Consider the following 19,155-nt stretch of genomic DNA (forward strand, 5'->3'; position numbering starts at 1 on the left):
CTCACGTCGGATCGGCGCCCGGATCGCTCCCGGCGCGCGTCGACGGCCTCCCAACGACGGGCCGGCGCGTTCGGTTCACCGTCCGCCGGGACATTCGCCGCCGCGGCGCCGTGATCCGTGCGCCGCCGGCTCGACGATCAGGTAAGAGGGACGCCCGAAAGGGGGCGCGGGTCCGTCACGGTCGCGGCGGCCGTGACGGCGCAGAGTACGGTGCCACGGAAACATCGTGGGAGGTGTCGATGCTGGCTCGGCTGGCGCTCGTGCTCGCAGCGGTCGCTGGTGCCGTTCTCGGGGCCCTGACCGGCCCGATCGCCCACGCGTCGGGCGCGCCTGCCACCCCGGCCGAGACGGGCAAGTACTACGTGGTCGGTCAGCCGGTCAACGGCCAGCGCGAGCATCTCTACGCGATTGCCCTCAAGACGCTCGGCAACGGCAACCGCTACCACGAGATCGCCGACCTCAACCGCGGCCGTCGCCAGCCCGACGGCGGCGTCCTGACCGACGCACTGACGGTCCAGCCCGGCTGGATCCTGGTGCTGCCCGCCGGCGCGAAGGGCCCCGGCGTGCGTACCGGACCGATCCCCGCGGTGGTGCCCGGCACGCCGTCCCCGGAGGGCTCTTCGGCACCGCCTCCGCGGGCGGCAGCCCACGACGACCGCGAGATCGACGGCACCCTGCTGCGGATCGGCGGATTCGCGATCACGCTCCTCCTGGTCATCCTCGCCCTGCGCGTGCTGCACGGCGGGTCGCGCCGCAGGGCGCGCGCCGCGACCGGCCCGGCGTCCGGGCCGGAACCAGTCGCCTCCCGGCCTGAGCCGGCCGTCGCCTCCGGGCCAACGATCGATTCCGACGCCGCCATCGACCCCGGCGACCCACCGGAGCCGGTGAACCGGCCCGCCGCGCCCGGAGTGCCCAGCGTGTCCGCGTCCGCCGCGACGCCCCCCACCACCGGGCCGGACCCGGACGCCGGCACCCGGACGCCCGCGGCACGGACTTCCACGGCCCGCACACCCGGGCCCAGGACGCCCGAGGCAGGGCGGTCCGAGACACCGCCGCGACCGGTCCCGTCCGCTACCGGCGGCGGCCGTGCCGTCGTCGACGTGCCACTGCCGGAGGACACCACCGTCGCGGCCGGGGCACCGCGCGCCACCGACCCGGTCGCGGCGACCACGAACGACGGCGCGGCCGACGCGACGCGCCCGGTCGAGCCCCGGCCCGCCCTGCCCGGTGCGGACGACCGGGCGCCCGACGTGAGCGAGACGCTGCTCACCGAGGACGGTCCGGTGAACGTACGGCTCTCCGGGGTGACGCCCGGGCACGGCGTACCCGCCTACGCCTGGCTGGCCGAGGGGGAGGAACCGCCACCGGCGACCGCGCCGCTGGTGCTCGGGCACCGGGACGGGTGGCGGCTGCACGTCGACCTCGCCCGTACCCCGGATGTCCTGACGATCGTCGGCCCGGATGGCGACTGCCGCCGCCGCGCCGCCGCGTACGCCCGGCAGTTGCGCGGCGCGGGTCTCGGGGTCACCCTCATCGGCGATGCGCTCGGCCACGAGACCGTTCCGGGTGCCCGCCGGCTGGAGCGCTTTCCAGAGCTGCCGGCTCCCGACGAGCCGCGCCCGGAGCCGTACGTGGTGTTCTGCGCGGGTCTGCCGGAGCCGGCCGCGATCGTCCGACAGCTTGCCAGGGCGACCCAGGGGCGTGCCGTGCCGGTGATCCTCGGTTCCGTGCCGGCCGGACGCTGGTCGATCCGGCTCGACGTCACGGACTGACGTCTCGCCCGACACCGCGGTTTCGACATCCGCGTCGGATTGCCTGAACGCGGAGCGGCACGCCTTCGTCGTCAGGTCGACGTCCGACCGGGCGCGGTGACGCGAAGGAGGCTGGCGGTGCCAGCGAGATGTAAGACCCTGTATCGGCTACTCGCGGTGTTTTTCGTGGCATGCGGACTGGCCCAGCTGACGACGGTCGAAGTGGCGACCGCGGATCCCGCTACGGCGTCCGGCTTCGTGAAGTACTACGCGGTGGCTGCCTCCTACCAGGGGGCGCCGGAGAATCTGACCGAGATCGCCGTACGGGTGCTCGGCAGCGGCGAGCGGTCCGCCGAGATATACGCGCTCAACGCGGGGCGCCCCCAGGCGGACGGGGCGGGGCTGAGCGATCCCGCCCGCCTGCACGCCGGCTGGGTGCTCGTCCTTCCGTGGGACGCCGCCGGTGACGGCGTGCGGTACGGGCTGCTGCCGACGGGGTCCGCGGTCCCGAATACGGGCGCGTCGGGCAAGCCTGCGGCGTCAGGCAAACCGACGACGAAGCCGAGCACCGGTGGCGCTCCTCGCGTCGACCCCACCAAGTCGCCCAGCAACGTCACCAAGCCGTCCACGCGGACCGGTGGCGGCTCGGCGGGGAACTGCGGTCGCACCGCCGCCACCAGCAAGCAGTCGAACTGGGCCCAGCAGCAGTTGGCGGCGCACAACGCGTGGGAACGGTCCCGCGGCGACGGGGTGATGGTGGCGGTGGTCGACTCGGGTGTCGACGCGAGCCTGCCGCAGCTCAGCGGGCGGGTGGCCGTCGGCGCGGACGTCACGAGCGGCAACGGTCAGGGCGACTCTGACTGCCTCGGCTCCGGTACGGCGATGGCCGGCATCATCGCCGGCGACTCCGACCAGCCCGAGGTGCCCAGCGGCATGGCGCCGGACGCGACAGTCCTGCCGATCCGGGTCGTCGGTAACGGCGCGAAGGCCAAGCCGACCGACGCGGTGAACGCGATCGAGGTGGCCGTCTCCACCGGCGCATCGGTCATCGCCGTCGGCTCGTTCGTCAGCCTGAAAGAGCCGGAGGTGGCCGCGGCGGTGACCAAGGCGTTGGCCCAGGACGTGCTCATCGTCGCCGCCGCGCCCACCGAGTCCGCGACGATACCGACGCCCTCCGAGGGTGCCGGCACTCCAGGCGCGTTGCTCCTGGTGGGCGGGATCGGTGCGGACGGCAAGCTGGCTGAGGCGTACCAGGACTCCACGGTGGACGTGGTCGCTCCCGGTGTCGACGTCGAGAGCCTCGGCATCAACGGGAGCGGCACGGTGAACATGAGCGGCTCGCAGTACGCGGTCGCCTTCGTCGCCGGCCAGGCGAGCCTGGTCCGATCCGCCTATCCGGCGCTCAGCGCAGCCCAGGTGAAGCACCGCATCGAGGTGACCGCCGAGCGGATGGGCGCCGCGCCACCGGACCAGCAGTACGGCTGGGGAATGATCAAGCCGGCCGCAGCCGTGAGCGCCACGGTCGAGGGCGAGGCGAGTGCCACGGCGACCGGCGGGAGCGGCGGCGGTGGCCTGGCGCGTACGGTGGCGATCGTCGTCGTGGTGTTCATCCTGCTCGCCGCGATCGCGCTGCTCCTGCTGCGGGCCCGGCGCTGGGCCAGGGGAAGCGATCTCGCCGCGGGCGAACTGGAGGAGTCCGGCCCGCCGCCGGGATCGGCACGGGACGAGACGGCCTCGCAGCGGCAGACGGGCGACGACGCCGCTGAACCGGCGGTAGGTGGGCAACGCCGGTGATCCGGCGGTAGGTAGGCAACGCCGGTAGTCGGCGGTAGGTAGGCAACGCCGGTAGCCGGCGGCGCACCGGAAGAGCCGGTGACGCGGGAGTGTCGGGCCCCGAGGGGCACCGCCTCCGCGTCACCGGCTCTCGTTTTCCGTCCCGCACTACCGGCTGCTCCGGCATGGATGCCCGCAAGGCGAGGCGCGAGCCGGCCTGGATGCCCGCAAGGCGAGGCGCGAGCCGGCCTGGATGCCCGCATCGCGAGGTTCGAACCGGCACGGACGTTGTGCGAGCAGTCGGTGCGCGCGACGCCCTGCGGCTGGCTCTCTTACCACCCTGGTCCGGGGCCCTGCGGGCTACCGGCACGGGGAGGAATCGGCATGGAAACGGCCGGGCGAGGATCGGAACCGATCCTCGCCCGGCCGTGTCGTCGTGCGTCAGGAGCGCGTCACCACTCCGACTTCTCCATCAGCGCCCATTCGTGGTCGTCGTTGTCCTGGCACGGGGTGAGCGCCAAGCGGACCTCCTTGGACTGGCCCGCCCCGGGTACGTCGAGACAGAAGCCGCTGACGGCGTTGCGGAGGCGGTAGTACTCGAAGCCGCCCGAAACGAACCTGGGTTCGAGCTGGAAGTACTGGTTGTCTTTGTCGTAGCAGACGGTCTCACCGAGCGGGGTGCTGCTGGCCACGGTGCCGGTGCCGGGCGGGTCGAGGCAGAAGTTGTCGTCCATGTTGCGGATCCAGTAAAGCTGGTGCCCGTCCTGGCCGGTGGCTCGCGGTATGAAGACGAACTCCTGGTTGTCCGTGGTGGTCTTGGCGCACGGGTACTGGTTCACCGGTCCGTCGACCTTCCCGCCATAGAATCCGGGAAGGTCGACGCAGAGCTTGGTCGCGTTGTTGTAGATGAAGTACGGACCGTAGGTGCCGTGCGCATCCTTGGCCATGACGGCGGGCTGGTTGCTGCGGGCTGGTGGCTTGGTGCTCTGCACCGTTGGCTTCGGGGCCGTGACCGTCGGGGAGGGTGTCGGCGAGGTGCCCGGGGCTGTGCGGGTCGCCGGCGTGGTGGGCGACGGCGATCCGGCCGCTGGCTTGGCGGTGAGGCGGGTGTCGAGCGCGTAGTAGGAGGTGTAGGACGCGACGTCCCGGAGGAACGTCTGGGTGGCGGCGTCCGGGGTGCCACCGCTCTGGCGTACGGCGTCGGGCCCGATCCGGAATGCGGTGAGCGCGAGGAGATAGGGGTCGCCCTGGAGGGCGGAGAATTCCTTGACCATCTCGCAGAGGGCGGTACCGACCGCCGGGATGGCGACGGCGGGGTCCCAGGCCGAGGCGTTCGGTGGGCCGTAGCGCTGCCAGAGGTCGGCGCGGAACTGGGCGATGCCCTGCTCGCTCTTCGCCCCCAACCTGTTGGGGTTGAACTGGGAGGCGGCCATGAGGACCGCCGCGACGGCGGACGGCGGCACCTGTGCGCAGACCTTGCCCGCGGCGAGCAGGGGCTGGACGTACGTGCCGGGGAGGGGTTTGACGGCGGCCGGTGCTCCGGTCGGGGTGAATTGGCCCCGCGTGCCCGCGCCACCGAACTGCGGCAACGTGTCGTAGTAGTTGGCGTACGCGTTGGCCTTGTCGACGTAGTCGCTGGCGGACTGTGGGATCCCACCGGCGTCCCGTACGGCCTCCAACCCCGCGCGGAACGCGGCGAGGGAGAGCCCCCACTGGTCTCCGGGGACCTTCGCCAGCCGTAGCTGCCCGCTGAGGTCACACACCTGGTGGGCGAGCGCGAGGATGTTGGCTGAGGTGTCCGTGCGGCGCGCCTGCGGCCACGGGGTCCACTTCTTCCAGTCGTCGTCGTCGAGCCCGGCGATGCCCCGACCGCCGGACACGGTGCCGGACGCGGCGGTGTCGAGGCCGGACTCGGCCATCAGTTGGCCGGAGAGACGGGCGGGGGTCAACATCGGACAGGAGCGGGCGGCCGTGGCGATCATCGTCATCTGGTCGTCCGAGATGGAACGCCCGGTGAGATCGTTGTTGTTGGCCGCCACCGAGATGCCCCAGCCGATGCTGGCGACGACGGCGGAGAGGACCGCGAGGCTCGCGATGACGGTGCCCACGGCGCGGCGCCCCAGCCAGCCGAGCCGCTGGCCGCGCCGGTTGCGGAGCTGGCCGAGCCACCGGCTCGGGCTCCAGGACGAGGAGGTTCGCACAGTGTTCGTACCCTTCTTCGCATCGGGATCGCCGTCACGACGAACGCCGGCCCGACCGCGTTCAACGCGCTGAAGAACTTCTCCGGCGTCCGGAGTACGGGGGCGCCGGGCGCCCCTTTTCAGGGACGCCACACCCGGGGCGCGGGTGGCCCTCCGGCCGGCGGTGACGGGGACGCCGGCCGCCGGATGAGGGACTGGTGGTCGGCTCCGGCCGACTGCCAGGCTGATTCTCGCTGTGGTGGGCCGGAAGGGGAGGACAGTGGTGGGATGCCTGCGCTGCGGATCGGAGCGCCGGTGAGGAGCGTCGATGGCGACCCGGCCTGACCAACGCGCGGCCCGGGTCTGCTTCCGATGACCGCCACCGCAAATTTCCCGGGCATCCGGGAAAATTCCTCCCGTACCGCTCATGGTTTCGGCGTCGAGATTGAGAAGACCGGGCCTCGCCGTTCGTTGGGGGGGTATGCAGACGAGCGGACCGAGATGAACAACGGTACGGGCACCGTCGCCGGCGGGCTGCCGGGCCTACCGGCGAAGACCACCGGTGCCGAGCGCGCGGAGTATCGGCGCCTCGACGGCCTGTTCGACATCTGGCTACGGGTCGGGGCCGACGGTCGGCTGGCCGGTGCTCAGGGCCGGGGTGCACCCCTGGACGCCACCGCGATAGCCGACCTCGTCCAACGCGGCGGCGGGGCCGGGGACGACGTACGGGTGATGATGGACGGCGCGGCCGAGCACCGGGAGGTGTTCGCCGAACTCGCCGGGATACTCGGCCGTGACGTGCACATCGCCCCCGCCCGCAGCAAGCTCCGCTACCGCCACGGTACGCATCGGGAACCGGCGCTCGTCGACACCGTGACCGGCCGGCCGGTTGACTGGCTCGTCATCCAGCCGCCGGCCATGGCGACCGACCTGCCCGGCTGGTACGAGGCCGCCGGTGGACTGCTCCGGCCGCGGACCGGCGTCGTCACGGCACCGCTGCCGGGCGGGATCACGTTGGCGACCCGCGCGGACTTCGTGGCCCGGCGCGCCGCCGCAGCCGACCTGGCGGCGGGCCACCCGGAGCTGACCACTATCGGTGCCGCCGTCCGCGGTGGCGGGTTCGTGCTCGGCGACTACGGCGGTTCGTACCAGGTCGTCGGCGGACGACGGCTCGCCGCCGCCCTCTCCGAGATGCCGCTGTACGGCGCCGAGGTACGGATGTGGATACGGTGGCCGTTCGACGGGGACGAGCAGGCGCTGCTACACGGGAACCTTGCCGCCTTCGCCGAGAACACCGGCGCGATCGTCTGGGCGCCGGAGCGCAACGCGCTGACCGAGATCCTGGAGAGCTGCCACGACCTCAGCGCCGCCGACCGGGCCGGTGGACCGGCGGCGTGGCGGGCGTACCTGCCGCCGGCCGCCGGATCCTCCCGCTTCGAGTCCGACCTGGACGGGCGGTTGTCCCCGGTCGGGAAGCGGATCGTCAGCAGCTATCCGGGCGTACCGCTGGTCACCGTCGCGCCGGAGCGCGAACGTGCGATGGCCGCCCGCTACGCAGGGCTGCGTGCCCAGCACGGGCTGCTCCATCTCGACCTGACGGTCCTCGCCGACGGGCGGTGGGCGGCACAGCACGCCGACGGCGTCCCGCACGCGCTGGGACCCAGGGTGCTACACCGGATGCTGCGGGCCGCCGGCTGGCAGGGCGAGGATCTCGTACTGCTCGCCGGCTATCCGGGGTCCGCCGCGTCGGGGTTGCGCGACTACGGCACCCAGCTCACCAGCGGGCTCCGCGCGCAGGTCTGGATCCTGCCGCCGGACGCCGACGTCGAGAGCCTGAACGGTACGCCGCGCGCGGTGGATCGAGACGGTCGGCCGGTCGACTGGCAGCGGTTGGACCTGGGCGAGCCGCAGCGGCGCTGGCGCAGCGAGAACGGCGTGCTGGTCGCCACTGACCGTTCCGCGCGGCCTTCCGCGGTTGCCGGACGTGCTCCGGAACGGCCGCTGGACCCGGGCCGTCCTGCCCGGCCAACGGCGCGACCCGACCTTCCGCCGCGGCCCCCAACACCCGCGACGTCGAGCCTGGTGCCGAATCGTCCGGCTGTGTCACGTACGCCCGCCAGCCCCGACCTTCCGGTCAGCGCGACGCCCTCGCTGGTCACGGCCCGGCGTGGGCTGCGGCACGGCATCGACTGGCTCGCCGCGCGGCCGGAGGTCAACGAGGAGCCGGTCGACCTCTATGTGGTGTGCGGGTGCCCGCCGGCTGAGGCCGTCGAGCGCGGCGTGCCCACGCCGCACCTGTTCCTCGTCGGTACGCTCCGGCCGCCCGCCCCCGGCACGCTCGCCGCCGGTGAACACCTGCTCCGCGTACGGGTCGAGCCGGGTGGCGCGGTGGACACGTCATCGATCAACGTGCACGAACCGCCGGTGGTCCAGGCCCTGCTCGCCAACCGGGAGAAAGCGTATCTGCTGCCGGGCGGCCTGCTGGGCCGGACGAGGCTGGTCGCGAGCTACGACGTCGCCGCGTCGGGGCACCTCACGGCCCGCGCCACCCCGCCCACCGGACCCGCGCTCGCGATGCGCTGCTCGGGGGCGGAGCACGGCATCGAAGGGCTGCCGAGCGACGTCTCGCGGTGGCCCTGGGAGCACGACGCGACCGCGTACGCGCTGCTGCCCGGCCCGAAGATCGCCTCGTCGAACGGCGCTCTGGTGCTGTTGCGTCGGCGACCGAGGGTCCGCCCGGGCCACCGCCTGCTGGAGTTGCGCGTGCCGTGGCGGCGCGCGGTCGACGTGCGCGCGACCGCACTCCAGATGGCCGGCCTGGCGCCGGTCCGTTCCGCAGCCGCCGCGCTGCTCGAGGCCAAGGTGGAACTGCTGTTGCCCGGCGGCGAGTACGAGCGGGTCGACGTCGTGCGGGTCTTGACTGCGGGGCGGCTGGGCTGGCGCGCGGTCGGCGACGCGTCGGCGCGGACGCTGGCCGAGTTGCTCCCCGGCGGCGGAGACCGGACCAACCGGCCAGAGCGTCCGAGTCTGCCTGCGGCATCCGGGACCCAACCTGGGTCCCACTGAGCCTTTCGGCTCAGGAGTTCCGGGGTGGACCGTCAGTAGCGTCCGTTGCGAAACGAAGCGCTTTTCCACGCCGGAAAGGGAAAAGGCGATGACTAGCGACGTGTGCGTAGCCGACCGGTCCGACCGGGAAGCCCACCTCGAGCGCCGCATGCGGGAGGTCTTCCAGGCGAACGCCCAACCGCTGTACTACTTTCTGCTCCGGCTGACGCGCGGGCAGGCCGGAACGGCGGAGGACCTGTTGCAGGAGACGATGCTGCGGGCCTGGCGCAAGCTGGACGATCTGCCGGATGACGCCACCACGATCCGCCGGTGGCTGTTCATCGTGGCCCGGCACCTCGCGATCGACCTGGCCCGCTCCCGCCAGGTGAGATCGGAGATCTCCGGGGTGGACATCAGCTGGGCCAGTTCGCCGGACGACACGTTCGAGACGCTTTCCGACAAGCTCGCCCTGCACACGGTCCTGCGCAAGCTGACCCCCGAGCACCGGACCGTGCTGGTCGAGCTCTACTACCGTGACGCGTCGGTGGCGGAGGTGGCGGCGCGGATCGGCATCCCGGAGGGCACCGTACGCTCGCGTTCCTTCTACGCGCTGCGCGTGGCGCGCGGGATCCTCGCCGAGGCCGACGCACGGTCATAAGGCGTCGTTCTACGACACGGCGGGTACGCGGAGCGACCAGATGACGGCCGCCACCGCCACGGGTGACAGCCAGGCCAGCCCATTCGCGACGGCGCGTACGGCACCCAGCAGGTCGGCGGGCTCGAAGTGGCCGTAGACGAGGCAGCCCTGGACGGGCGCGCTCAGCTTCGCGGCTATCGCGCGGTGCTCGGTCACGCCCGTCATCGCGATCACCAGCGAACGCCGGGCGAGCGAGCCCACGAGGTCCGTGCTGTCGGGCGCGGGAACCCGGTCGTCGAGCAGCGTCACGGTCGGCCGTAGCTGGCGAGCCAGGGCCAGCGCCTCGCCGCCGTCACCGGTGCCTGCCACCACCCGTACCCGATCGTCGGTGTCGAGCACGGCACGGATGGCCGCCCGCTCGGTCGGCCTCGGATGCGCGAGCAACACACTGATCGCGGGGGTGGCCGGAACAAACGGATGTCCCTGGTCGCTGCGCTTGCTCGTCATTACGGCTGCCCGCCGTTCATGCGTGTGCCATCCGGCGCCGTTCCCGTCCTGTTGAAACCGTTGACGGTCAACACAACGGCAACCGGAGTCCGCGCGTTCAATCGACCGGTCGGTCTTCGCCGGCTTACCGCCCGTCGCCACGGGCGGCGCCGTCCGTGGGTGGGTGCGGCCGAACCCGGGCGCCCGTCGCCAGAACCCGGACGGCTACTGCCGGCCCGACCAGCGCAGAACCGCCTCCGTCCGGTTGGTGACCCGGAGCTTGACGAAGATGTGATGCAGGTGGTTCTTGACCGTCTTCTCCGTCAGCAGCAGGCGCCGGCCGATCGCGGCGTTCGAGTGGCCGGCGCACAGCAGCTCGATGACGTCCTGTTCCCGCCGGGTCAGGCCGAACCCCTGCCGCACCAGGCGTATCTGGTCGACTTGACCGGCCTGGTCCCGCTCGCGGGCCGCCTGGTCCCGCAGGGCGGCGATGGTGACCGAGGCGCCCCGGGACGACAGCCAGCCCTGACCGGACGCCACCGCGCGGATCGCGCGGACCAACTCGGGCGGGTCGAACTCGCCGTGAACGAGGTAGCCGCTGGCGCCGCCGCGCAGCATCGCGGCGATGAGTTCGTCGGCGGTGTCGCTGGTCAGGACGAGCGCGGCGGTGTGTTCGGAGAGTTGGGTGACGACGCTCAGCCCGTCGGCGATCGGCATGCGATGGTCGAGCAGGGTCACGTTCGGACGCAGCCGTCGTGCCATGGTCACGGCGGTCCGCCCGTCGGGGGCCTCGCCGACCACCCGCACGTCCTCGATACCGGCGAGGTAGCCGCGAATGGCAACCCGGACGATGGGGTTGTCGTCGACGATCAGGACGTCGATCACGGGGAGACCACCTGTCCGTAGCGGCTGACCGCCGGGTCGACATCGGCGGTCAGTGGGACCCGGGCCACGAGCCTGGTGCCAGCCCCGGTGGTCGAGTCGACTCGCAGGGTGCCACCGACGGCCTGGGCACGCTCGGTCATCCCGATGATCCCGAAGTTGCCGGAGGCGGAGAGTTCGGTCAACTCGCCAGGCACCGTGAACCCCGAGCCGTTGTCCCGGATGGTGAGTTCCACGTGCCGCTCCGGCTGGTTGAGGTCAACCTGTACCAGGCTGGCACTTGCGTGCCGAGCCACGTTCTGCAGCGCCTCGTTCAGGATCTGGGTGAGTTCGTACCGGGCCGCCACCGGCGGGTTGACCGCTGTGGCCGTGACCCGCACCGGAATGCCGGCGCTGCTCGACCAGGCCCGGCAGATGCCCTGTACGACGTCCGGGAACGGTTGGTCCGGCGCGTCCCGGCGCAACCCGGCAAGCAGCTCGCGGGCCTCGCGTACGGCGGCGTTCGCCCCCTCCGAGACGGTGGCGGCGAGTTGTTCGGCCAGGTCCGGCTGGCGGCGCAGCAGGGACGGCAACGCGACCGCGGCGAAGGAGACCCCGCGCAGCGTCTTCGCCACCGAGTCGTGCAGCTCCCGGGCCAGCCGGGTGCGTTCCGACGCGGCCGTCGAGTGCTGCACGGCGGTCACCGCCGCCACCGACGCGTCGATGTATCTCGCCAGCGCAGCGGTCACGACGGCGGCGGCGATCCCGCAGACGATGTCGATCATCGGAAAGGCGAGCATGAACGGGGCAGCGATGGACGTGGCGGCCCCGCTGCCGCCGGCCCGGAGCAGCTCCGTGGCCACGGCCAGGCCGAGCCCCGCGTCGGCGATCCACAGCGGCAGCCCGCGTACGCCGAGCAACGCGCCGGCGAGCGCGGCGTGCCCGGCCGCGTAGCAGAAGTAGGCGACTCCACCACGGCTGAGCAGCAGCACACCGATCATCGGCACGACGTCGACGGCGATGACGCACAACCGCCACCGGATCGCCGTCGGCCACCGGCTCAGCACCGTGAGCTGGACTATCGTGGTCCCGGCGATGAGGGCCAGCGAGCTGAGGCTCTGCCAGAAGTCGTTGACCAGTCCCACACCGACACCGACCGCGGCGAACGTCAGGGTGAGCCGCCCGAGCAGCAGCGCCCGGGACACGGCAGCGTACGCGACAAACCAGCTCATCGATCGACCGATCAGCTGACGGTGACTTTGTCGATGTCGGGGCAGTCTCCCTCGTCGTTGTAGAAGGTGATGGCAGTGCGCCCGGCGGGGATCGGGGCGGCGAAGGAGAAGGTCATCGGTTGTTTCCAGTCGGTGCCGCTGAGGCTGAAGGTGGTGGGCGCCGCGTTGTTGACGGCCACCTTGACGCGTCGATTGCCGTCGAGCTCGTAGGTGACGGTGACGGTTCGGGTGCCGGCCACGTTGGTGTTGAGGTAGACGGTGATCCTGCCGAGGTAGCGTACGCGGGCTCCGCCGTCGCAGGTGCCGCAGGAGACGGGGATGGCTCCCTCGCTGAGGCTGTTGGCGGGGTTCTCGGCCTGGACGGTGACTGTCGTGAACCGAGTGGGCGGGTTCGCGTTGGGTGGTGTGGTCCTCGACGGGCTCGACGAGCCCTTCGCGGATCTCGGGGTACCACGATCCGGTGTCGCGACCGGCGGCGCGCCGCCCACTGTCGCGCTCGGACCGACGTGGGGCGATGCTCCGCCGGTCGGCGGCATCGAGGCGGCCGGGGCGGTAGCGGTGGCCGGGGCGGTAGCGGTGGGCGGTCGCGCCTGGGACCCGTCGGGCCGCTGGTCTTTGCCGCGGGAGATCAGCGGCGGGATGGCGAGCGCGGCGAGGAGGATGACGGCCGCCAGGCCGGTGATCCCGGCCCAGACCGGTGGCTGGAGGGAACGCCCCAGCTCCGGTGTCCCGTGCAGGATCGGGTGAAGCGGATCGCGGGTGTCCGTGATCGGGTCGTTGGGCACGCTACTCCCCGAGCCCTTGGCGGTGGTCGAGAAAAGCGAACGGTTTCGCCGTAGACACGGCTGAGAATCTACCAATCGTTACCTGTGCGTGAACCGGGGGTTGCTCAACTGATACCGACTTTGTCGATGTCAGGGGAAGTCCCGGCGTCGTTATAGAGAGCTATGGCGATGCGTCCGGCGTCCCCGCCCTGGGACTTGCGCGTGAATCCGATCGGTGTCGCAGAATCGCTGACCGAGGGCGGCACCTACGGAAACGGGAGACGCGAAGTGCGGGTGTTGTTGTCGACGTACGGGTCACGCGGGGACGTCGAACCGATCGTGGGACTCGCGGTGCGGTTGCGGGAACTCGGCGCCGAGGTACGGGTGTGCGCACCCCCGGATGAGGAGTTCGTCGCGCTGCTGGCCGGCGTCGGCGTACCGCTGGTGACGATCGGCCAGCCCTGGCGCTCGTTGGTGCGACCGTCGTCGGCGGCGGACGCCTCGCGTGCCGTGGCCGAGATGATGGCCACGCAGTTCGAGACGATCGCCGCGGCGGCCGAGGGATGCGACCTGCTCGTGGCTGCCGGCATGGTGCTCTTCGTGACGCCGTCGGTGGCCGAGAAGCTCGGCATCCGGTACACGTACGTGTCCTTCTGCCCGATCGTGCTGCCGTCGCCGCATCACCCGCCGTGGCCCTGGGGCCGGCCGTTCCCGAGGGGGGTGACGGACAACCGGACGCTGTGGCGGCTGGAGGCGCGGACCTATGACGCGATGTTCGGCGAGCCGATCAACACCCACCGGGCGTCGGTCGGCCTGCCTCCGGTGGACAGGGTCCGCGACCACGTGCTGACCGACCGGCCGTGGCTCGCGGCAGACCCGATCCTGGGCCCGTGGCGGGAGACGGCGGACCTCGACGTGGTGCAGACCGGCGCGTGGATCCTGCCCGATGAACGCCCGCTGCCCGCCGAACTGGTCGCGTTCCTGGACGCCGGCGCGCCCCCGGTGTACGTCGGCTTCGGCAGCATGCACGCCCCGCGGGGCATCGCCGCGGTGGCCATCGAGGCGATCCGGGCGCAGGGGCGCCGCGTACTGATCGGGCGAGGCTGGGCCGGGCTGGCTCCGATCGATGACGCCGAGGACTGCTTTGTCGTGGGTGAGGTCAATCAGCAGGCGCTGTTCCGCCAGGTGGCCGCTGTGGTGCACCACGGGGGCGCGGGGACCCTGACGACGGCGGCCCGGGCCGGTGCGCCGCAGGTGGTGGTGCCCCTGGCGACTGACCAGCCATACTGGGCCGGCCGCGTCGCCGACCTGGGCATCGGCGCGGCGCACGCCGGCCCGACCCCGACCGCCGAGTCGCTGTCGGCCGCGCTGAGGGTGGCCCTGGATCCCGAGACCCGGACACGGGCGACCGCCGTCGCCGGCACGATCCGCACCGATGGGGCGGCGAGGGCCGCCAGGCTGTTGCTCGACGCAGCCGATTGACCGAGCGGGCGGCGGAGTGCGGCTCGCACGCGCCTGCGGGCCAGGGCGTACCCCAACGCGCCGCGACCGAGGACGTGCTACTCGCGCACGCGGTCGTGCTGCGGACCGAGCTGGCTGATCTCGTACCCGTCGGGGTAGCTCTTGGCTCTGAGCCCGTCGGCGAACAACGCCGTTGTCCGTGGCGCACCGAACCACCGTTGAAGCCGCGAGCGCATTTTCAGCGCCACGTGCAGGCCAGCCCGGACCGGCCAGGCCGGCGCATCGACCCGCATGGCGCGCCGCAGCGGGGCGTCGTACATGGCGCTGACCAGTTCGTTCCCCAGCGGCGCGAGCAGGCGGGGGATCCGGGTGAGCATCCGCATGCGGGTGGCCCGCTCGATGGCCGCAGCGTCGTCGCTGGGCTGCAGGTGAGCGGCATCGTGCGCGTCGAACCAGGTCTCGAACTCGTCGTACGACCCGGGGATGTCCGTGATGCCCATCCGCCGGCCTAGCTCTCGGTAGAACAGGTAGGTGGCCTGCCGCTCGTGGCAGCAGGGCGGGCGCCAGCCGTACTCCTGCAACCACCGCGTCGGGACCACGACCAGGCAGCCCAGGACGTAGAGGAAGTCGTCGTTGCTGATGTCGTACGGGCGGTGGAGCTGGTTGACCCGCCGCAACGCGTCGCGGCCGCGTGGCTGCTCGAAGCCGTTGAGCACCATCTCGTACATCAACAGGCCGGTGTCGTCGAGCCGCTTCTGGGTGCGTTCGGTCAGCTCGCCCGTGGCCGTGTGTACGGCGGCGATGTTGGGAATGGAGAAGGATCGGTTGAAGGCGAGGTTGAGCCCGAGCTTCATGTCCCAGCTGAACTCGTAGCGCAGCATGGTCTGGTAGATGTCCAGGTAGTCGCGCTCTGGGTCCAGCGTGCGGATACGGGCCAGGTTCGCGTAGCGGCCTCTCATCGGCGGGCTTCTCCAACCGTGGGTTGCGGGTCGCCGTCACCGGTGAGCTCTCGCGTCGCGGCGAGCGTCTGTGCCACCACCGGCGAATGGGCGTAGTCGTCTCTGACGAGTGTTAGCCACGCGACCTTACCGGCGTAGCCAACGTCCGGGCGATGCAGCTCGTCGCCAGGCTGCGGGACCGCAGCCACAAGACCGGTGCCATGCCGACGCAGCGCGCAGGCCAAATATACGCACGGTTGATGAAGCGCAGCACGACTGGATTCAAGGATGATCAGCGCAGCGTGCGCTTCAGTCGGGCATGTCAACAGCCAGCGCAGTGACTCTAGTGTCACGTGTCTGAAGTGGATTAGCGGGAGCGTCTTGATCATTTAAAATCGGATCATGGAGAGTGCGTTTCGGCTGCGACGGATCGTCGGAGGTGTGCCGCACGTCGCGGACGTCGCGGTGCGGGTCGAGTCATTTACTCACGATGCAGTCGCTGTTTCTGAAGGTGTGTTTGCCTGGCGGCGTAAGGTCTACGGTCCCGGCGCGGTCAGTGGCGGCCCGATTGATCAGCAGATGGTGGCGGAGGCGGTCGAGGGTGTGCGGTACGTACTCGGCCGTCGTGACGGTGATGGGCGTCTGGTCACCGTCACGAGGATCTGCGACGCCCCGGCGGACACCGGCGTGGGGGACGTGAAATTCGCCGCGGTGGCGGCGACGTGTCAGGCCCTGGGGGTGGAGCTTGATCGGCCCCCGTTCATCGGTGCGTCCGGGGTCGTCTTTCCCGATTAGGGGCGTGAAGGCGAGCTGCGCCGCGTACCACGGCGGTTCGAGGGACAAGCCGACCACATCACGGATCTTCGTCTCCAGTTGCGGGTCAGTGGAGAACTTGAACGTCTCGATCCGGTGGGGTTGAAGGCCTTAGTTCCGGCATCACATCAAGGGCACCGACCTGACCGCCCACACCCGCACAGACCTCGACGCCGTCGCCACCCAGCTCAACGGCCGCCCACGCAAAACGCTCGACCGGGAAACCCCAGTCGAGCGCCCGCATCAACTGCTCACGGCCTGATCAACACGACCACGTGTTGCGACGACCCCGAGAAACCGCCCCGCCGGTGGGGGAGGGCCTCTCCTTCGGTCAGTGCTGTGCCGCGAACATGTCTTCGATCGCCTTGATGACGAGGTCGGGGCGATCTGTCGGGATCTCGTGGGAGGTGCCCTCGGCGGTGACGAGCTTGCGGTTGGGGGCTTCCTGGACGAACGAGGCGGCGGCGTCGCGCCAGCGCTGGGCGTCCTCGGGAGACCCGGCAAAGGGGGTCTTCTCCGACACCATGACCGTGGCCGGCACGGAGGCGGGCCAACTCACCTTGTGGAAGGTCTGGTGGGCGGCGGCGAAGCCTTCCGCGGTGGAGATGAGCTGGCGGTTCGCAGGCTTCTCGGGATCCTTCTTCGCCACGTCGACGTCCGGCTGGCCCGCGGCCACGAGGCGGGGGATTTGCTCGTCGGTGAAGAACTGGGGGAGGTTGGCGTCGACGAGGACTGCGCCGGAGAGCATCTCCGGGTTGTCCTGGGCAAGGTTGTTGGCGATCTCGCCGGCCTGGGAGTGGGACACCAGGGTTACGTCCTTGGTGACGCCGAGCTGCTTGAGACCTGCCTTGAGGTCGCTGACTGCGCTCTCGACCTTCCACGCGCCGGGCACCACGTCGCTCTCGCCGAGGCCGGCCCGGTCGTAGGTGATGACGGTGGCGCCGGTGGCCGCGTGAAGCTTGGGGGCGATGTTCTCCCATTGCGAGGAGTACTCGCCGCCGCCGGAGTCCAGGACAATGGTGGAACCGCTGCCCTGCGTGACGTAGAAGGCCAGGCGATGTCCTCCGTTGTTGACCATGTGCAGCTTCGCTGCGGCCGCCCGGCTGGTCGACGGCGAGGCGGACAATGTGGGGGGTTTCGAGGCCGAGGAGGTGGCGGAGGAACCGTCGTCGCCACACGCCGTGACGCCACCGGCGGCCAGGGTCAGCACGGCGAGAGACGACAGAACGCGATACGTGGACCGGTGCTTGCGGTGCTTGCGGAGGGTGCGGGACATGAGGATCTGATCCTTCGAGGGAAGAGGGTGCTGCTGTACGTGTCCAAGCATTCGGGCGCCTGATCGCTTACGCGATCGGGCTGGCATGTCTGTTGGTGATGAAGCTGACGCCAGTGAGCACCATGGGGTTAGCCCCCGGGCCCAGCTGATCGAAGCCGCCGCCGACACCGCCCACCGCCGCTTCGGCGCCGCCGCCGTCATGCCCGCCACCCTCGCCACCCGCCGCACCCCGTAGACCGGAACCTGATGACAGGCACTGCACGGTTTCCAGGAAGGGGCGTCTTCTTTTGGGTCATGCCCGGACCGCCGCTGCCTCAATACCGCAAGGGCGTCGCTGAACGCGCTGGTCAACCCGGTGGCCAGATCTTCCCAGATCGGAGGGCGCTTCGTCTTTCTCGATCCACAATGCGGGCAAACCTTAACAAAGGGCCAAGGCTAGCCTCTCCGTGCTTGTTGGTCCATAATTGTCGTCGTGAGACCTGCTGCCGCTATGTCGTTGACGGAATGCTATTCATTGGCGCGCCAGATCCGCCTCGGTGAACGGTGGCCGACCGTGCGCGGCTTCTTGCGTCCGAGAGGGCTGTCGTTGTTTCGCTCTCGACCGCCGTTGACAATTCTTCTTTACTATGCCAGCCGCAATGGCTGCCTTCTGCGGGATGAGCAACTCGGAAGCCTCATCATCCTGAACAGGCCGAAATCGACGAGGCGTCGACCCTGGCTCGATCGGAGCTGGGACGTACTCGTATTGTTGGGCCCTGCGGTGGCCTTCTTCGCTCTGGCTGCAATCGCCGTCGCGATCACCGCACCCCCATGGCTTCAAATTTCGCTGGTTCTCGCAGTCACGTTCTGGCCAGCCCTTTTTTGGACAGCCGGAATGATGTTGGGTGCAGTCAGTTTTGTGCGGTCGTTCTTCCGATGGCCGACAGGCCGCATCGAGATGGTTTATGTCGATGCGGTGCTCGACGCGAACTGGTCCATCGAATTGTTCCATCTCGTCGGCGACGACGTCACCGGCATCCTCACGGCTCTAGAGGGCAAGGATCCGCTTGTCATTCCTGCCGACGCAGTGACTACCACCCGAGCCCTTGAGTGCCTCAAGGCCTCGTCGCAGGTAGATCCGTTAGGTGACGAGTCGTCGTCGCTTCTGGTGCTCGCCCAGCGCCCAGGGATGGAATTGCAGGTCCACCAGCCGAAAATATCACCGCATGCAGTGATGGTGCTCGGGACGCTCACTGGCATCGCGTTCATAATAGCTGCAGGTGCTAAGTCGGTCGCTTCTATGGAGAGCTCGGCATGCGACGGCGGATCCTGCGATGGCCGCCCAGCGACATACTGGAACGCTGTCTATTGGCTCCTCAATCGCTTGTCTGGGGGCGATCCGAATGGGCTGGGAGCTGAGACGGCATGGGGTCGGGCTGTAGGGCTCATAGTGACCGGCGCCAGTCTGTTCTTCGTCGCCGTGTTGGTGAAGGTGCTCACCGATAGATTCCTGGACCTGCGCGGACCCTCAGCCATTGAGGCCGCTGCGGAATTTAATGAAGACGCAGGCGCTTCGGAGGCGGCAGTGAGCCTGCTTGTCGGAGACGGCAATGCAATCGACGCGCCGCGCCAATTAAGTCCACGTGGTACGGAACTCCTGGAGGACCCACCGACAGCAGACGGAACATCCCCGTCAAGTCCGCCATTCGGCACCTCTGTGGCGCTCAGACCGATCGGTTCATCCGCATCGAGAAGCCCGACCCGTCCGGCGCTCGCGTTTGCCGCAGGCGCCAGCACCGCAGCACTGGCAGTCGCCGCCTTCTGGTTCCGCAAGAGACTACGAAGCCCGAAGCAGTAGCGTCCAGTGCCCAACTCATCTCCGCGCGACAGATTACTCAAGTCGGTCAGCCGCCGTCGCCTTGTTGAAACGTTACTACGGTGACCGTATCTCGGTGTCCG

15 protein-coding genes and 1 pseudogene are annotated in these 19,155 nt (G+C 70.3%); 9 read left to right on the plus strand and 7 right to left on the minus strand.

Annotation, left to right across the window (positions count from 1 at the left end; translation table 11 throughout):
* Nucleotides 1-239: 239 nt before the first annotated feature.
* Together ACLQ28_RS20030 and ACLQ28_RS20035 are read left to right on the plus strand one after the other, a co-directional pair.
* Nucleotides 240-1,772, plus strand: coding sequence for a hypothetical protein (locus ACLQ28_RS20030; RefSeq protein ID WP_425687800.1), 1,533 nt, complete (start codon nucleotides 240-242; stop codon nucleotides 1,770-1,772).
* Between the two features lie 165 nt (nucleotides 1,773-1,937).
* Nucleotides 1,938-3,545 carry a S8 family serine peptidase gene (locus ACLQ28_RS20035; protein WP_425687801.1) on the plus strand — a complete coding sequence of 536 codons (1,608 nt, stop codon included), beginning with the start codon at nucleotides 1,938-1,940 and terminating at the stop codon, nucleotides 3,543-3,545.
* A gap of 431 nt (nucleotides 3,546-3,976) precedes the next feature.
* Here the strand turns inward: ACLQ28_RS20035 and ACLQ28_RS20040 are convergent, their stop codons facing one another.
* Nucleotides 3,977-5,725 carry an RICIN domain-containing protein gene (locus tag ACLQ28_RS20040; RefSeq protein ID WP_425687802.1) on the minus strand — a complete coding sequence of 583 codons (1,749 nt, stop codon included), beginning with the start codon at nucleotides 5,723-5,725 and terminating at the stop codon, nucleotides 3,977-3,979.
* 480 nt (nucleotides 5,726-6,205) lie between these two features.
* Here ACLQ28_RS20040 and ACLQ28_RS20045 point away from each other — a divergent pair, with 480 nt between their 5' ends.
* Together ACLQ28_RS20045 and ACLQ28_RS20050 are read left to right on the plus strand one after the other, a co-directional pair.
* A complete protein-coding gene (locus ACLQ28_RS20045) occupies nucleotides 6,206-8,770 on the plus strand; it encodes a hypothetical protein (protein WP_425687803.1) in 2,565 nt (854 codons plus the stop codon).
* Between the two features lie 88 nt (nucleotides 8,771-8,858).
* On the plus strand, nucleotides 8,859-9,407 hold the full coding sequence (locus ACLQ28_RS20050) for a sigma-70 family RNA polymerase sigma factor (RefSeq protein WP_425687804.1): 549 nt from the start codon (nucleotides 8,859-8,861) through the stop codon (nucleotides 9,405-9,407).
* A gap of 9 nt (nucleotides 9,408-9,416) precedes the next feature.
* Here the strand turns inward: ACLQ28_RS20050 and ACLQ28_RS20055 are convergent, their stop codons facing one another.
* From ACLQ28_RS20055 to ACLQ28_RS20070, 4 genes are all read right to left on the minus strand, one after another.
* A complete protein-coding gene (locus ACLQ28_RS20055) occupies nucleotides 9,417-9,893 on the minus strand; it encodes a hypothetical protein (protein ID WP_425687805.1) in 477 nt (158 codons plus the stop codon).
* Nucleotides 9,894-10,097: 204 nt separating this feature from the next.
* Nucleotides 10,098-10,757: a response regulator gene (locus tag ACLQ28_RS20060; RefSeq protein WP_425687806.1), complete on the minus strand. Its 660-nt coding sequence runs from the start codon at nucleotides 10,755-10,757 to the stop codon at nucleotides 10,098-10,100.
* On the minus strand, nucleotides 10,754-11,965 hold the full coding sequence (locus ACLQ28_RS20065) for a sensor histidine kinase (RefSeq protein ID WP_425687807.1): 1,212 nt from the start codon (nucleotides 11,963-11,965) through the stop codon (nucleotides 10,754-10,756). Before ACLQ28_RS20065 ends, ACLQ28_RS20060 begins: the two co-directional genes overlap by 4 nt.
* An 11-nt stretch (nucleotides 11,966-11,976) precedes the next feature.
* Entirely contained in the window at nucleotides 11,977-12,750 is a 774-nt protein-coding gene (locus ACLQ28_RS20070) for a hypothetical protein (protein ID WP_425687808.1), read from the minus strand.
* 201 nt (nucleotides 12,751-12,951) lie between these two features.
* On the opposite strand from ACLQ28_RS20070, the gene ACLQ28_RS20075 reads away from it, so the two are divergent.
* Complete coding sequence (locus ACLQ28_RS20075; protein ID WP_425687809.1) at nucleotides 12,952-14,211, plus strand: glycosyltransferase; 1,260 nt, start codon at nucleotides 12,952-12,954, stop codon at nucleotides 14,209-14,211.
* Between the two features lie 77 nt (nucleotides 14,212-14,288).
* On the opposite strand, the gene ACLQ28_RS20080 is transcribed toward ACLQ28_RS20075, so the two are convergent.
* Nucleotides 14,289-15,149 (minus strand): oxygenase MpaB family protein, encoded by an 861-nt coding sequence (locus ACLQ28_RS20080; RefSeq protein ID WP_425687810.1) that lies wholly within the window; start codon nucleotides 15,147-15,149, stop codon nucleotides 14,289-14,291.
* A gap of 381 nt (nucleotides 15,150-15,530) precedes the next feature.
* On the opposite strand from ACLQ28_RS20080, the gene ACLQ28_RS20085 reads away from it, so the two are divergent.
* Nucleotides 15,531-15,923: a hypothetical protein gene (locus ACLQ28_RS20085; protein ID WP_425687811.1), complete on the plus strand. Its 393-nt coding sequence runs from the start codon at nucleotides 15,531-15,533 to the stop codon at nucleotides 15,921-15,923.
* 148 nt (nucleotides 15,924-16,071) lie between these two features.
* Nucleotides 16,072-16,203: pseudogene (locus ACLQ28_RS20090) on the plus strand (IS30 family transposase); the annotation flags it as partial.
* A 69-nt stretch (nucleotides 16,204-16,272) separates the two neighbouring features.
* Here ACLQ28_RS20090 and ACLQ28_RS20095 read toward each other — a convergent pair.
* Nucleotides 16,273-17,151, minus strand: a complete 879-nt coding sequence (locus ACLQ28_RS20095) for an alpha/beta fold hydrolase (RefSeq protein WP_425687812.1) — start codon at nucleotides 17,149-17,151, stop codon at nucleotides 16,273-16,275.
* Nucleotides 17,152-17,302: 151 nt separating this feature from the next.
* Here ACLQ28_RS20095 and ACLQ28_RS20100 point away from each other — a divergent pair, with 151 nt between their 5' ends.
* Entirely contained in the window at nucleotides 17,303-17,452 is a 150-nt protein-coding gene (locus tag ACLQ28_RS20100; protein WP_425687813.1) for a hypothetical protein, read from the plus strand.
* A gap of 237 nt (nucleotides 17,453-17,689) precedes the next feature.
* A complete protein-coding gene (locus tag ACLQ28_RS20105; RefSeq protein WP_425687814.1) occupies nucleotides 17,690-19,054 on the plus strand; it encodes a hypothetical protein in 1,365 nt (454 codons plus the stop codon).
* Nucleotides 19,055-19,155 lie beyond the last annotated feature (101 nt).

It is taken from the genome of Micromonospora sp. DT201, from assembly GCF_049841575.1.
Taxonomy (GTDB): domain Bacteria; phylum Actinomycetota; class Actinomycetes; order Mycobacteriales; family Micromonosporaceae; genus Micromonospora.